Annotated in this window: 14 protein-coding genes and 1 other annotated feature; of the genes, 7 read left to right on the top strand and 7 right to left on the bottom strand. The window is 55.2% G+C overall.

The annotated features are described in order from the left end of the window. Positions 1-81 precede the first annotated feature (81 nt). The 6 genes from htpG to FD737_RS02980 form a co-directional block, all read right to left on the bottom strand. Positions 82-1,956, bottom strand: coding sequence for a molecular chaperone HtpG (htpG, locus tag FD737_RS02955; protein WP_160832668.1), 1,875 nt, complete (start codon positions 1,954-1,956; stop codon positions 82-84). Positions 1,957-2,055: 99 nt separating this feature from the next. Beyond that, the gene (recR, locus tag FD737_RS02960; protein WP_097117474.1) at positions 2,056-2,661 is read right to left on the bottom strand and encodes a recombination mediator RecR; all 606 of its coding nucleotides are present in this window, start codon (positions 2,659-2,661) and stop codon (positions 2,056-2,058) included. Next, positions 2,661-2,990 (bottom strand): YbaB/EbfC family nucleoid-associated protein, encoded by a 330-nt coding sequence (locus tag FD737_RS02965; RefSeq protein WP_031377860.1) that lies wholly within the window; start codon positions 2,988-2,990, stop codon positions 2,661-2,663. The genes recR and FD737_RS02965 overlap by 1 nt, the downstream gene beginning before the upstream one ends. Before the next feature lie 52 nt (positions 2,991-3,042). Then, positions 3,043-5,130: a DNA polymerase III subunit gamma/tau gene (gene dnaX, locus FD737_RS02970; protein ID WP_097117475.1), complete on the bottom strand. Its 2,088-nt coding sequence runs from the start codon at positions 5,128-5,130 to the stop codon at positions 3,043-3,045. After that, positions 3,640-3,701: a sequence feature (DnaX frameshifting element), on the bottom strand. It overlaps the preceding gene by 62 nt. A gap of 285 nt (positions 5,131-5,415) precedes the next feature. Beyond that, a complete protein-coding gene (gene apt, locus FD737_RS02975; protein ID WP_058962246.1) occupies positions 5,416-5,967 on the bottom strand; it encodes an adenine phosphoribosyltransferase in 552 nt (183 codons plus the stop codon). A 153-nt stretch (positions 5,968-6,120) separates the two neighbouring features. Beyond that, positions 6,121-6,501: a DUF454 family protein gene (locus tag FD737_RS02980; protein ID WP_097117477.1), complete on the bottom strand. Its 381-nt coding sequence runs from the start codon at positions 6,499-6,501 to the stop codon at positions 6,121-6,123. A gap of 57 nt (positions 6,502-6,558) precedes the next feature. Between FD737_RS02980 and priC the strand changes: the two genes are divergently transcribed. The 3 genes from priC to rsmS all read left to right on the top strand — a co-directional run bounded on the left by priC (position 6,559) and on the right by rsmS (position 7,658). Continuing rightward, on the top strand, positions 6,559-7,071 hold the full coding sequence (gene priC, locus FD737_RS02985; RefSeq protein WP_160832669.1) for a primosomal replication protein PriC: 513 nt from the start codon (positions 6,559-6,561) through the stop codon (positions 7,069-7,071). A gap of 173 nt (positions 7,072-7,244) precedes the next feature. Next, on the top strand, positions 7,245-7,490 hold the full coding sequence (locus FD737_RS02990) for a GlsB/YeaQ/YmgE family stress response membrane protein (protein WP_034828157.1): 246 nt from the start codon (positions 7,245-7,247) through the stop codon (positions 7,488-7,490). 12 nt (positions 7,491-7,502) lie between these two features. Next, positions 7,503-7,658, top strand: coding sequence for a pleiotropic regulatory protein RsmS (gene rsmS / locus FD737_RS02995; protein ID WP_064511361.1), 156 nt, complete (start codon positions 7,503-7,505; stop codon positions 7,656-7,658). Here the strand turns inward: rsmS and acrR are convergent. After that, the gene (acrR, locus tag FD737_RS03000; protein ID WP_097117479.1) at positions 7,655-8,293 is read right to left on the bottom strand and encodes a multidrug efflux transporter transcriptional repressor AcrR; all 639 of its coding nucleotides are present in this window, start codon (positions 8,291-8,293) and stop codon (positions 7,655-7,657) included. The genes rsmS and acrR overlap by 4 nt on opposite strands. Positions 8,294-8,435: 142 nt before the next feature. On the opposite strand from acrR, the gene FD737_RS03005 reads away from it, so the two are divergent. The 4 genes from FD737_RS03005 to ykgO all read left to right on the top strand — a co-directional run bounded on the left by FD737_RS03005 (position 8,436) and on the right by ykgO (position 13,365). Next, complete coding sequence (locus FD737_RS03005; protein WP_034828153.1) at positions 8,436-9,626, top strand: efflux RND transporter periplasmic adaptor subunit; 1,191 nt, start codon at positions 8,436-8,438, stop codon at positions 9,624-9,626. 17 nt (positions 9,627-9,643) lie between these two features. After that, positions 9,644-12,793 (top strand): multidrug efflux RND transporter permease subunit AcrB, encoded by a 3,150-nt coding sequence (locus FD737_RS03010; RefSeq protein ID WP_034828151.1) that lies wholly within the window; start codon positions 9,644-9,646, stop codon positions 12,791-12,793. A gap of 159 nt (positions 12,794-12,952) precedes the next feature. After that, a complete protein-coding gene (locus FD737_RS03015; protein ID WP_034828149.1) occupies positions 12,953-13,210 on the top strand; it encodes a type B 50S ribosomal protein L31 in 258 nt (85 codons plus the stop codon). 14 nt (positions 13,211-13,224) lie between these two features. Next, the gene (gene ykgO, locus FD737_RS03020) at positions 13,225-13,365 is read left to right on the top strand and encodes a type B 50S ribosomal protein L36 (protein WP_008103894.1); all 141 of its coding nucleotides are present in this window, start codon (positions 13,225-13,227) and stop codon (positions 13,363-13,365) included. Positions 13,366-13,369: the final 4 nt, after the last annotated feature.

Here is a 13,369-nt window from a genome sequence, read left to right on the forward strand (position 1 = left end):
CGGCATTGAATGCCGACCTTTTTTGTCTCTTGCCAACCCTGCCGCCGGTATTGACGCCAACCGGCGCGGGCGCTGAATGGCTTATGCCGTCAGCAGTTGGTTCATACGACGGATAAACTGGTTAGGATCGTCCAGCGTGCCGCGCTCAGCCAGCAGCGCCTGATCCAGCAGCAGCTCAACCCATTCAGCAAAATGCGCTTCGTCATGGGTATCCGCCACGCGTTTCACCAGCGTATGCTCCGGGTTGATTTCGAAGATGTACTTCACATCCGGCACTTCCTGGCCCGCAGCAGCAAACAGCTTCGCCATCTGGGTGGTCATTTCGATGGCGTCGGTGGTGACAATCGCCGGGGTGTCGGTCAGACGATGAGTCAGACGCACCTCTTTCACACGCTCGCCCAGCAGCGTTTTCACGCGCTCAACAAACGGCTCCAGCGCTTTTTCCGCTTCCTTCTGCTCTTCGGTCTCTTCATCGGCCAGTTTGCTCAGCGACTCATCCGCTTTGCTCACTGACTGGAAGGTTTTACCGTCGAACTCGGTCAGGTAGCTCATCATCCACTCGTCGATACGATCGGACAGCAGCAGCACCTCGATACCTTTTTTGCGGAACAGTTCCAGATGCGGGCTGCTCTTCGCGGCGGCATAGCTGTCAGCAGTGATGTAGTAAATCTTATCCTGCCCTTCCACCATGCGGCTCAGGTAATCGTCCAGCGAAATGGTCTGCTCAGCGCCTTCACTCTGCGTGGTGGCAAAGCGCAGCAGTTTAGCAATCGCCTGCTGATTGGTGTTGTCTTCGGCGGGGCCTTCTTTCAGGACCAGACCAAACTCTTTCCAGAACTGCTGGTATTTTTCGGCGTCGTCTTTAGCCAGTTTTTCCAGCATCTGCAGGCTACGCTTGGTCAGCGCGGCACGCAGGCTCTGGGTGACACGGCTGTCCTGCAGGATTTCACGCGAGACGTTCAGCGGCAGATCGTTGGAATCGATCAGGCCACGTACGAAGCGCAGGTAGTTCGGCATGAACTGCTCGGCATCGTCCATGATGAACACGCGCTGCACATACAGCTTTAGGCCGTGTTTGCTGTCGCGGTTGAACATGTCGAATGGCGCACGCTGCGGGATGTACAGCAGGCTGGTGTACTCCTGCTTGCCTTCCACACGGTTGTGGCTCCAGATCGCCGGATCGTTGTAATCATGGGCGATGTGTTTATAGAACTCGTTGTACTCTTCGTCGCTGATTTCAGACTTGTTGCGCGTCCACAGCGCCTGAGCTTTGTTGATCTTCTCCCAGGTAGTGGTGTCGTTCTCTTCGTCTTTGGTCTCAATCTCAACCGGCAGCGCAATGTGATCGGAGTATTTGCTGATCACGTTGCGTACGCGCCACGCATCGAGGAAATCATCCTCGCCTTCGCGGAAGTGCAGCGTGATTTCGGTACCGCGATCGGCTTTCTCGATTTCTGCCAGAGTGTATTCACCCTCGCCCGCCGATTCCCAGAACACGGCTTCATCGGCTTTCGCGCCCGCAGCACGAGTACGCACGGTGACTTTATCTGCAACGATAAACGCCGAGTAGAAGCCCACGCCAAACTGACCGATCAGCTGACTGTCTTTCGCCTGGTCTGAGCCCATGGATTCAAGGAAGGATTTGGTGCCGGACTTCGCGATGGTACCGAGGTTCTCAATCACCTCATCACGGCGCATACCGATACCGTTATCGCTCAAGGTCAGCGTACGATTATCCTTATCGACCGAGATACGCACGCGCAGGTCGCCATCGCCTTCATACAGATCCGGCGTGGACAGGGCGCGGAAGCGCAGTTTGTCGGCGGCATCCGAAGCGTTGGAGATCAGTTCACGCAGGAAAATCTCTTTGTTTGAATAGAGGGAGTGAATCATCAGGTGCAGAAGTTGTTTTACCTCTGACTGGAAGCCACGCGTCTCTTGTCCTTTCATGGTCATTGCTACCTCAACTAAATCGGGGTTGATCATAGGTTGAGAGAGAAATGGGGATGATGATGGGAATTTCAAGCCGATGTCGGTGAAGACATCGGCAAGTGATTAGAATTTAAACTTGTGGCGTCCAGCGAGCGAATGCGACAGCGTGGTGCCATCGACCATTTCCAGCTCACCACCGACCGGCACACCGTGTGCAATGCGGCTGGCATCAACGCCATATTGCCCGCACAGCTCAGCGATGTAATTGGCCGTGGCTTCACCTTCCACCGTTGGGTTGGTGGCGAGGATCACTTCGGTCAGCGTTTCACGCTCCAGGCGCTGCTCTAACCGATCCAGACCGATATCTTGCGGACCGATGCCATCCAGCGGTGACAAGTGGCCCATCAGCACAAAGTAACGGCCGCCAAACTGGCCGGTTTGCTCAATGGCGTGGATATCGGCAGGACTCTCCACCACGCAAATCTGGCCGTTTTGTTGACGGCGCGGATTGGCGCAGATGGTGCAAATTTCCTGCTCGGTGAAAGTGCGGCAATCGGCACAGTGGCCGATTTCCGACATCGCGCGGGTCAAAGCCTGCGCCAGACGCATACCACCGCTACGATCGCGCTGTAACAGCTGAAAAGCCATGCGCTGCGCCGATTTCGGGCCCACGCCCGGCAGGCAACGCAGCGACTCCATCAAAGATTCAAGCAGTGGACTGGTTTGCATCAGAACGGCATTTTGAAGCCAGGTGGCAGCTGCATACCAGAAGACACAGAAGCCATTTTCTCTTTCTGCGTTTCATCGATACGACGTGCTGCATCGTTGAAGGCTGCCGCAATCAGATCTTCCAGCATGTCTTTGTCGTCTTCCAGCAAGCTTGGATCGACTTCAACACGGCGGCAGTTATGTGCACCGTTAATGGTGACTTTGACCAGGCCAGCGCCTGATTCACCGGTCACTTCCAGCGCGGCAATCTCTTCCTGAACTTTGGCCATTTTGTCTTGCATCTGCTGGGCCTGTTTCATCAGGTTGCCCAATCCGCCTTTACCAAACATAGTCTTCTCTCTCTGCTGGGGCTGCGCGCCACTCACGCGCGACAGCGGGTGTTCAAACGGGTCGAATACTCTCTTCATCCAGATCGGCATCGAAGAATCGACGCAATGTCTGAATGTGAGTATCGCTTTCAATCGACTGGCGCGCCTGCACCAGTTTCTCTTCATAAATGGCCTGACGCCATTCCAGTGGCGTCAACACCGCAGGATTATCGTCTTCAACGATGGTCAGTTCAACCGTTTGTCCGGCTGCCTGACTGAGCGCTTCCGTCAACGCCTGTTTTGCCGACGCTGAATTCAGGTGACGCTGACTGCTGCGCAAATGCAGCGTGACGGCGTTCTCGCCCACCTCTTTCCACGCGTTTAACGCCACCTGCTGCACCAGTTTTGGCAACGTCAGTGCGGCTATTTCGGCGGCCCACGCATCGCGCTGCTGGGCTTCTTCGGCCAGACGAAGCGCCAGCTCAGGCGTTTTCTCATGCTCCAGAGCGGAACGCAAGGCTTTTGGCGTTGCGATGGGCTCCGCTTTTACCTCGACCGTTTGCTGGGCTTTCCAGCGATAGGCTTCTGGCTTCGCGGGCGTTTTTACCGCGGGTTCAGACGCACGCTGCTGCACGCGTTCGGTGACACTGGCAAGACGTTCCAGCGCCGGGTTCGCCGGCCGCGCGGGACGCGCTGCCGGCTCACTCTTTTTTGCTTTGCCGGCTCCCTGACGCAGCAACTGCGTTCGCGCCTGTAACAGTTGGCTGGTGGAGTCGGACATATGTTCTGGCGCCGGTTGCATATCGGCGTAGTCATCAGCCATCGGCGGCGCGTCCTGCATTGGCGGCGCCATCTGCGGCTGCGCGGCAGAGGCGGTGCGAGGTGCCGAAGAAGTGGCTGCAGGTCCGGGAGCGGAAGCCGCTGGCGTTGCTGACGCTGCAGTGTTGGCTGACGAAGCTGGAGCAGTAACCTGAGCGGAAGAGGCCGGCGCAGCAACGCCTGCGGATGCAGCAGACGCTTGCGGTGCCGCCTGCGGGATCAGACTGGGCCGCGCAACCGGCTCGGCAATGGTCGCCTGCGGATGGAACGCCAGCGCGCGCAGCAGCGTCATCTCGACGCCGAGGCGACGATCCGGTGCCAGCGGCAGATCTTTACGTCCCATCAACAAAGTTTGGTAGTAGAGCTGCACATCGGCGGGCGGTAAGACGCGCGCTAAATCGCGCAAGCGATGTGCCTGATTTACATCATCCTCACCCAGCGAAGCCGGCAGCAGTTGCACCATTGCCACGCGATGCAGTAATCGCAGCATCTCGACCAGCAGCGCTTCCCACTCGACACCACGCGATGCCGCCTGATTCAGCAGTGCCATCACCTGTTCACCCTGGCCCTCCACCAGCGCTTCAATCAGCGCCAGCGGCTGTTCGTCATCCAGCGTGCCCAGCATTTGCGCCACGGTTTCACGCGTCACGCTGCCCTGCCCCATGGCAATCGCCTGATCGGTGAGACTCAGGGCATCACGCATACTGCCATCAGCGGCACGCGCCAGCAGATGCAGTGCACGCGGCTCGGCGGCAATCTGCTCCTGCTGCAATATATGCACTAACTGCTGCTGAATTTGCTCGACGTCGAGCGCTTTAAGATGGAACTGCAGGCAACGCGACAGAATAGTGACCGGCAGTTTTTGCGGATCGGTAGTCGCCAGCAGGAATTTGACGTGCGACGGCGGCTCTTCCAGCGTTTTCAACAGCGCATTAAAGCTGTGACGCGAGAGCATGTGCACTTCATCGATCAGATAAACCTTGAAGCGACCGCGCGCCGGGGCGTACTGCACGTTATCCAGCAAATCGCGCGTGTCTTCGACTTTGGTGCGTGACGCGGCATCGATCTCAATCAGATCGACAAAGCGCCCCTGCTCTATTTCACGGCAGTTATCACACTGACCACATGGCGTGGAGGTGATACCGGTTTCGCAGTTAAGACCTTTCGCCAGCAAACGGGCGATCGAGGTTTTCCCCACGCCGCGTGTACCGGAGAAGAGATAAGCATGATGGATTCGTCCCAGTGACAATCCGTTGGCCAGCGCAGTCAGCACATGTTCCTGACCGACTACGTCAGCGAAAGCCTGGGGACGCCATTTTCGCGCAAGTACCTGATAGCTCATGTGGATTCAATCACTGGAATTTATTGAGTTGGCACAGCGGTGCGGCTAAGTGAACCGGGTTCCGCCACAAGACAAAGAGGAAAAATGCAGCTTCGCAACCCCTGTTTATATGGGCAGTAGTCTAACAGCCACAACAGGATATGCCTATACCCGCGCTGCAGGCGCTGAATTTCATCGCGCATCCGCTTGAGCGGTACGATTTATCAGATATTGATACCAAGGTACGACGGCAGGAACGCGCAATGAAATGCGCCGCGATGGCCAAGGTCAGCGGCGCACAGGGCCTTAGTGGCCGGGGAAATTCACAAGGCTGTAGCAATCAATGCCGATCGCGTTAAGGCGCGCTTCACCGCTCAGATCAAACAGGTTGATCACGAACGCAGCATCTTTCACTTCACCACCGGCACGGCGGATCAGTTTCACCGTGGCTTCAAGCGTACCGCCGGTGGCCAGCAGATCGTCCACAACCAGCACCACATCACCTGGCTTAATGGCATCTTTGTGCAGCTCCAGCGCATCAGAACCGTACTCCAGCTCATAGCTCTCGCTGTAGGTTTCACGCGGCAGCTTGCCCGGCTTACGCACCGGCACAAAACCGACACCCAGACCCAGTGCCACCGGTGCACCAAACAGGAAGCCACGTGCTTCGGTGCCCACCACTTTGGTGATGCCTTTGTCACGATAGCGCTCAACCAGAATGGCAATCGACGCGGCATAGGCCTGCGGATCTTCCATCAAACTGGTGACGTCACGGAACAGGATGCCCGGCTTAGGGTAGTCAGGGATGCTTTTGATGCTGTTTTTGATGAGTTCAAGCTGCTGAGCAGTTGCGGTCATAAGTGTTACGCCTGGAAAAATATCTAATACGCGCAGCATCCGACAGCGCCAATACCCGGAAACCGGGTTAAGCGAAGACGTTTAAAAAGGGAAGCCACGCACGAAGATGCCCAAATCTATGCAAATACCTGTCTAAATGCAACCCTGCCGCACTTAATCGCCGCTGTCAGCATTTTCTGCCACTACCGGGATACGCCACATAAACAAAAGCAGCGCGCACAACATGATGCCCAGCATAATCCGCACCCACAGCATGTTAACCAGATAAATAGAAGCGGCAAAGGTGATGACAATCAGCAACATGGCGCGGCCTTTGGCGCCGGGCGGCATGGCGCGATGCTGTTGCCAGTGGCGGATGTAGCGACCAAACGGCGAGCGCCACAGCAGCCAGTGGTGAAAACGCGGTGACGAACGGGCAAAGCACCAGGCGGCCAGCAACACAAATGGCGTGGTCGGTAACAAAGGTAATACAATGCCCAGCGTGCCCAGCACAATCGCCAGCCAGCCAAGACACAGAAGAAAAATTCGTTGCATGCCTGATGCCTGATAAAATCGGAACTGCGCTACGTTAACACAGTCGGAATCAGAGTGATGCCCCAACCGCCCGCACATCAACGTCTGCTCGCCATTGTCGATCAGCTACGACAGCAAATCGCACAGCAACGCGATGGTGCCTGCCGACAGCCCCGTTTTGACGCCCAACTGTTCCATTGCAAAGGCACGCGGCTCGCTGATTATCTCGCTGAGCTGGAGCAAAATTTAACCCAGCTTGGCGCAGCCGATACTGATGTGATGCGCCGCCAGTGGCTGGCGGAGAAAGTGCTGGACCAGATTGCCGCCCTGCAACGCGAATGCCAGAGCCAGCAACTGCGCACCCCGCGTGAGCGTCCTCGCGTTGATCCGCGCCAGTCGAAGCGCGAAGAGTATCAGGGCTATGAAACGCGCCTGCTGGCAATGATCGAACAACGTGAGCAACATCTGGCGCGCACCGAAACCCTCAGCGTGCAGCAGCAGTTGATCCGCGATATCGAAGTGCTGTACGAGCGGCTGGCACGCTGTCGCCATGCGATGCACAAACTGGAAATGTCAGGCCCGGCACGGTAATCACCGCCCACTTTCCTTTATACCCGTCATACTTCACAGGGCAGGTGCGTTGGCTACGCTCATTCCCCCCGTGTCTGCATGAGTAAGCCCCTGCGGGTTCATTCCTTTGCCACTTGCCTGCACCTGAAATTATTTAGGATATATACTCCCCCTATGAATGAAGGAGGAAAATCATGACCCTAATTATGTGGATAGCGATTGGCGTGGTGGCTGGCTGCATCAAGCGCATGGTTTTTCCCGGTCGGCCGGGTGGGTTTGTTCCGACGCTGGTGCTGGCCGTGATTGGTGCGTTAATTGGGGGTTACATCGCGACTTATTTTACAACGGGTGATTTAGCGACGTTGCATCCCGCTGGCTTTGGGGTGGCACTGCTGGGTTCCATTTTGATGCTGCTGGTGGCGGCAAAATTACGTATTTAACAAGGAGAAATCATGTCACTGGAAACTGCATCCGATGAGATCAAACTGGCAGTGGATTTGATACAACTGCTGGAAGAGAACCAGGTGCCTACCGCAACCGTGTTAGCCGCGCTGGCGATTGTCCAACGCGATTATCAGCAGAAACAGGCGGCAGAGGGCGTTAATTAACGCGCCGAAGAGAGAGTGGGACTGAGCCGCAGCATATCAATAAAGGCATCCACCAACTGCGGCGCATCTGCCGCCAGATCAAACGCCTGCGGGTTAAACAGCCAGTTTTCCATCATACCGTTGATATAACCGCACATCAGACGCGCCGATTGCAACGTGTTCAATCCCGCAGGCAACTGGCCCACTTCGATACACTCACGTAGCACCAATTCAATTCGGTCGTAACACTCAAGCAGTAAACTTTGACGCATATCCTGTAATGTCGACATTTCGCCAACGAATTCACATTTATGGAAGATAATCTCCATTAATGCGCGTCTTTGTGGATCCTTTGCTGTGGCGTCAAGGATATAGATCAACATAGAACGGATAACAGAAAGTGGATCGTCCGGGTATTTTGTCTGATACTCAAGTTCCACATCGTCAAGCCCAGCGTCACACCGAAGCCAGATTTCATGCAGAACATCGGCTTTATTTTTGAAATGCCAGTAGATAGCACCGCGCGTGACGCCGGCCGCTGTTGCGATATCTGCCAGGGATGTGGCAGCCACACCGTGTTCAGAGAAGTGTGCTAAAGCGGCATCCAGAATTTGGTTCCGCGTTTCAAGTGCTTGCGCTTTGGTTTTTCGTGCCATAGAGGACTTTTTTTACAAACTGGCAAGTTTACATACATTTGTGAATGTATGTACCATAGCACGACCCGTGTTTTAACGCAGCAATGGGTTTATCGGTTTGTGATCCATTGATCATTTGATATCGGACACTAGAGGTTTATTTATGAATAAAAACAGAGGATTAGCGCCTCTGGCGGCCGTCCTGATGCTTTCAGGCAGCTTTGTGTTAACAGGATGTGATGATAATAAATCCCAGCAAGCCGCCCAGCAGCAGCCCCCAGAAGTGGGTGTTGTGACGTTAAAAAACGAGCCTTTGAAAATTACCACCGAACTGCCAGGACGTACTTCGGCATTCCGCGTGGCAGAAGTACGCCCTCAGGTGTCAGGCATTATTCTGAAGCGTAATTTTGAGGAAGGAACGGATATCAAAGCAGGCGTGTCCCTGTATCAGATCGATCCGGCAACTTACCAGGCGGCTTATGACAGCGCCAAAGGCGATTTAGCACAGGCGCAAGCCAATGCACACGTCGCGCAGTTAACCATCAAACGTTATAAGCCGCTGCTGGGTACTAAGTACATCAGTCAGCAGGACTATGACACCGCGGCGGCCACCGCTGCACAGACGGCTGCAGCCGTTCAGGCAGCCCAGGCCAATGTGGAAACCGCCCGCATCAATCTGGCTTACACCAAAGTGACGTCGCCGATCAGCGGTCGCATTGGTAAATCGTCAGTCACTGAGGGCGCTCTGGTTTCCAGCGGTCAAACCACTGCGCTGGCAACCGTGCAGCAGCTCGATCCAATGTATGTCGATGTGACCCAATCCAGTGATGATTTCCTGCGTTTGCGCGCAGAACTGGAATCCGGTCAGCTGAAACAGAATGACGGCAAAGCCAACGTCACGCTCTTGATGCAAAACGGTAACGCATACACGCAGACAGGCACATTGGAATTCTCTGATGTGACCGTGGATGAAACCACCGGCTCCATCACGCTGCGCGCCATCTTCCCGAACCCGGACCATCGCCTGCTGCCAGGGATGTTTGTGCGTGCGCGTCTGGATGAAGGCACCAACCCAACCGCACTTCTGGTACCGCAACAGGGCGTAACCCGTACCCCAACCGGTCAGGCAACTGCGATGGTGGTGGGCGCAGATAATAAAGTGGAAGTCCGTAATATCACCGCTAATCAGGCATTTGGTGACAAATGGCTGGTAACGGATGGCCTGAAAGAAGGCGATCGCGTGATCACCGTCGGTCTTCAGCGTGCCAAGCCAGGTGCGCAGGTGACACCACAAGAAGTCAAAGATGATGCCAAAGCAGCACCGGAATCACAGTCTGCTAAATCATCGTCCTAAACAGGAGCCACTGATACATGGCTAAGTTCTTTATCGATCGCCCCATTTTTGCCTGGGTGCTTGCCATCATCATTATGCTGGCAGGTACTCTTGCAATTATCAGCTTGCCGATTGAGCAATATCCCAATGTTGCGCCGCCGGCCGTTGAAATCCAGGCAACCTACCCGGGTGCTGATGCGAAAACGCTGCAGGATTCGGTAACCCAGGTTATCGAACAAAACATGAACGGCATCGATGGCCTGATGTATATGGCCTCGAGCAGTGACTCGTCCGGTACTTTAACCCTGACGCTGACCTTCCAGTCCGGTACCAACGCCGATATCGCGCAGGTACAGGTACAGAACAAGCTGCAGCTGGCGATGCCACTGCTGCCGCAGGAAGTACAGCAGCAAGGTATTCAGGTTAAAAAATCCTCCAGCAGCTTCCTGATGGTAGCGGGCTTTGTCAGTGATGACGGCAGCATGACGCAGAATGATATCTCTGACTATGTTGCTTCAAACATCAAAGACCCGATCAGCCGTACGCCTGGCGTCGGTGATACGCAGGTGTTTGGTGCGCAGTACGCGATGCGCATCTGGCTCGACCCGCACAAACTGAACAACTACCAGCTGACGCCGGTCGATGTCATCAGTGCGTTGGGCACCCAGAACACCCAGGTCGCCGCCGGTCAGTTAGGGGGTACACCGCCCGTGCCTGGCCAGCAGTTGAACGCCTCGATCATTGCGCAGACCCGTCTGACCAATACTGAAGAGTTCGGCAACATCATGCTGAAAGTGAACCAGGATGGCTCACAGGTGCGCTTGCGTGACGTGGCGAAGATTGAACTCGGTGGTGAAAACTACGAGATCATCGCCCGCTACAACGGCAAACCGGCTTCGGGTATCGGTGTGAAACTGGCAACCGGTGCGAATGCATTGGATACCGCCAAAGCGGTGAAAGATGAGCTGGCCAAACTGCAGCCGTTCTTCCCGGCTGGCATGAAAACCGTTTACCCGTACGACACCACGCCGTTCGTGAAGATCTCGATCTTCGAAGTGGTGAAAACGCTGTTTGAAGCGATCGTGCTGGTGTTCCTGGTGATGTACCTGTTCCTGCAGAACTTCCGCGCCACGCTGATTCCGACCATTGCGGTGCCGGTGGTGCTGTTGGGTACGTTTGCGATTATCAGTGCCTTTGGTTACTCGATAAACACCCTGACGATGTTCGGGATGGTGCTCGCCATCGGCCTGTTGGTAGATGACGCCATCGTGGTGGTAGAGAACGTTGAGCGTGTGATGGCGGAAGAAGGTTTACCGCCGAAAGAAGCGACAAAACGTTCGATGGAGCAGATTCAGGGTGCGCTGGTGGGTATTGCCCTGGTGCTGTCCGCAGTATTTATCCCGATGGCCTTCTTCGGTGGCTCTACCGGGGTTATTTATCGTCAGTTCTCGATCACCATCGTTTCCGCAATGGCACTGTCAGTACTGGTGGCGTTGATTCTGACGCCGGCACTCTGTGCCACCATGCTGAAACCGATCAAGAAAGGCGATCACGGTAAAACCACTGGCTTCTTCGGCTGGTTCAACCGCCTGTTCGACAAGAGCACCAACCACTACGTCGATAGCGTAGGTCACATCGTGCGTAGCACCGGTCGTTATCTGGTGATCTACCTGGTGATCGTGGTCGGCATGGCGTATCTGTTCCTGAAACTGCCTACCTCCTTCCTGCCGGAAGAGGATCAGGGTCTGTTACTGGCGCAGGCGCAGTTGCCAGCCGGTGCAACCCAGGAACGTACGCAGAAAGTGCTGGATCAGGTGACCGATTACTTCCTGAACAAAGAGAAAGACAGCGTTAACTCGGTATTTACCGTTAACGGCTTTGGCTTTGCGGGTCGTGGTCAGAACACCGGTATTGCCTTCGTCAGCCTGAAACCGTGGGATGAGCGTGGCGATGCCAGCCTGAAAGTGCCAGCGATTGCCGGACGCGCCATGCAGGCGTTGGGTCAGATCAAAGATGCGATGGTCTTCCCGTTCAACCTGCCAGCGATTATCGAGCTGGGTAACGCCACCGGCTTCGACTTCATGCTGACGGACCAGGGTAACCTGGGTCACGAGAAGTTAACCGCCGCGCGTAACCAGCTGTTTGGCATGATTGCCCAGCATCCGGATACGCTGGTGGGCGTGCGTCCAAACGGTATGGAAGATACGCCACAGTACAAACTGATCATCGATCAGGAAAAAGCGCAGGCGTTGGGTGTGTCGCTGTCTGACATCAACACCACGCTGGGCGCGGGCTGGGGTGGTTCGTACGTCAATGACTTCATCGACCGTGGTCGTGTGAAGAAAGTGTACGTCATGGGCCAGGCTGACTCGCGTATGTTGCCAGATGACATCAGCAAATGGTTTGTGCGTAACAGCTCCGGCACTATGGTTCCGTTCTCAGCCTTCTCTTCGGCGAAGTGGCAGTACGGTTCACCACGTCTGGAACGTTACAACGGCTTACCATCAATGGAGATTCTGGGTCAGGCTGCACCAGGCAAGAGCTCCGGCGATGCCATGAACCTGATGGAAGAGCTGGCGGGCAAACTGCCTGCGGGTATCGGCTATGACTGGACCGGTATGTCTTACCAGGAACGTCTGTCCGGTAACCAGGCCCCTGCCCTGTACGCCATCTCGCTGATTGTGGTGTTCCTGTGTCTGGCGGCATTGTATGAGAGCTGGTCGATTCCGTTCTCCGTTATGCTGGTGGTGCCGCTGGGTGTGGTCGGTGCATTGATCTTCACCACCCTGCGCGGACTCAGTAACGACGTCTACTTCGTGGTGGGACTGCTGACAACCATTGGCTTGTCGGCGAAGAACGCCATCCTAATCGTTGAATTCGCCAAGGATTTGATGGAGAAGGAAGGGAAAGGTTTGGTGGAATCAACTCTGGAAGCAGCACGTATGCGTCTGCGTCCAATTCTGATGACCTCACTAGCCTTTATCCTCGGGGTTCTGCCGCTGGCCATCAGTACCGGTGCCGGTTCCGGCGCACAGAACGCCGTAGGTACTGGCGTAATGGGCGGCATGGTAACCGCAACTGCGTTGGCGATCTTCTTCGTGCCCGTGTTCTTTGTGGTGGTACGTCGCCGCTTTGGTAAGAACAAAGCGGAGATTGAGCAAGGCCATCCGGTCGAGCACAAACACTAAGTTGTCACCTGTTGAAAAGGCCGCGCAAGCGGCCTTTTTTATTGCCTGAACACCGCCCTTCACCCGACCGTTCAATACCCTTACTGCGATCGCGGTTGCAATCAATTCTCTGCAGGTTCATACTATTGTTATATTATAACATTACATGAGAGCGCAGTTATGAAAGCCAATATCCATCCTCATTACCGTCCCGTGGTGTTCCACGACACCTCTGTCGATGAGTATTTCAAAATCGGTTCCACCATTAAAACCGAACGCACCATTGAGTTCGAAGGCGAAGTGCTGCCGTACGTGACGCTGGATGTCTCGTCGAAATCCCACGTCCACTACACCGGCAAGCAAAAAGATCTCACCAAAGAAGGCAGCGCCGCACGCTTCAACAAGCGTTTCGGCAGCTTCCTGACGCGCGGCAATTAATCAGGAGTTAACGCATGCAGGTTTTAAGTTCATTACGGTCTGCCAAGACCCGTCACAAGGATTGCAAAGTCGTGCGTCGTAAAGGTCGCATTTACGTGATCTGCAAAACAAATCCGCGCTTTAAGGCGGTTCAGGGAAGAAAAAAGAAAAGGTAGGAAA

The sequence above is a fragment of the Pantoea sp. Seng genome (assembly GCF_009829935.1).
GTDB classification, from domain to species: domain Bacteria; phylum Pseudomonadota; class Gammaproteobacteria; order Enterobacterales; family Enterobacteriaceae; genus Pantoea; species Pantoea communis.

What these genes read in the sequence shown, in the direction of transcription:
- acrR (WP_097117479.1), bottom strand. Translation starts at nt 8,293, where the DNA reads ATGGCACGAAAAACCAAAGCGCAAGCACTTGAAACGCGGAACCAAATT.
- dnaX (WP_097117475.1), bottom strand. Translation starts at nt 5,130, where the DNA reads ATGAGCTATCAGGTACTTGCGCGAAAATGGCGTCCCCAGGCTTTCGCT.
- rsmS (WP_064511361.1), top strand. Translation starts at nt 7,503, where the DNA reads ATGTCACTGGAAACTGCATCCGATGAGATCAAACTGGCAGTGGATTTG.
- FD737_RS02965 (WP_031377860.1), bottom strand. Translation starts at nt 2,990, where the DNA reads ATGTTTGGTAAAGGCGGATTGGGCAACCTGATGAAACAGGCCCAGCAG.
- FD737_RS03005 (WP_034828153.1), top strand. Translation starts at nt 8,436, where the DNA reads ATGAATAAAAACAGAGGATTAGCGCCTCTGGCGGCCGTCCTGATGCTT.
- recR (WP_097117474.1), bottom strand. Translation starts at nt 2,661, where the DNA reads ATGCAAACCAGTCCACTGCTTGAATCTTTGATGGAGTCGCTGCGTTGC.
- FD737_RS03010 (WP_034828151.1), top strand. Translation starts at nt 9,644, where the DNA reads ATGGCTAAGTTCTTTATCGATCGCCCCATTTTTGCCTGGGTGCTTGCC.
- htpG (WP_160832668.1), bottom strand. Translation starts at nt 1,956, where the DNA reads ATGACCATGAAAGGACAAGAGACGCGTGGCTTCCAGTCAGAGGTAAAA.
- ykgO (WP_008103894.1), top strand. Translation starts at nt 13,225, where the DNA reads ATGCAGGTTTTAAGTTCATTACGGTCTGCCAAGACCCGTCACAAGGAT.
- priC (WP_160832669.1), top strand. Translation starts at nt 6,559, where the DNA reads ATGCCCCAACCGCCCGCACATCAACGTCTGCTCGCCATTGTCGATCAG.
- apt (WP_058962246.1), bottom strand. Translation starts at nt 5,967, where the DNA reads ATGACCGCAACTGCTCAGCAGCTTGAACTCATCAAAAACAGCATCAAA.
- FD737_RS02990 (WP_034828157.1), top strand. Translation starts at nt 7,245, where the DNA reads ATGACCCTAATTATGTGGATAGCGATTGGCGTGGTGGCTGGCTGCATC.
- FD737_RS02980 (WP_097117477.1), bottom strand. Translation starts at nt 6,501, where the DNA reads ATGCAACGAATTTTTCTTCTGTGTCTTGGCTGGCTGGCGATTGTGCTG.
- FD737_RS03015 (WP_034828149.1), top strand. Translation starts at nt 12,953, where the DNA reads ATGAAAGCCAATATCCATCCTCATTACCGTCCCGTGGTGTTCCACGAC.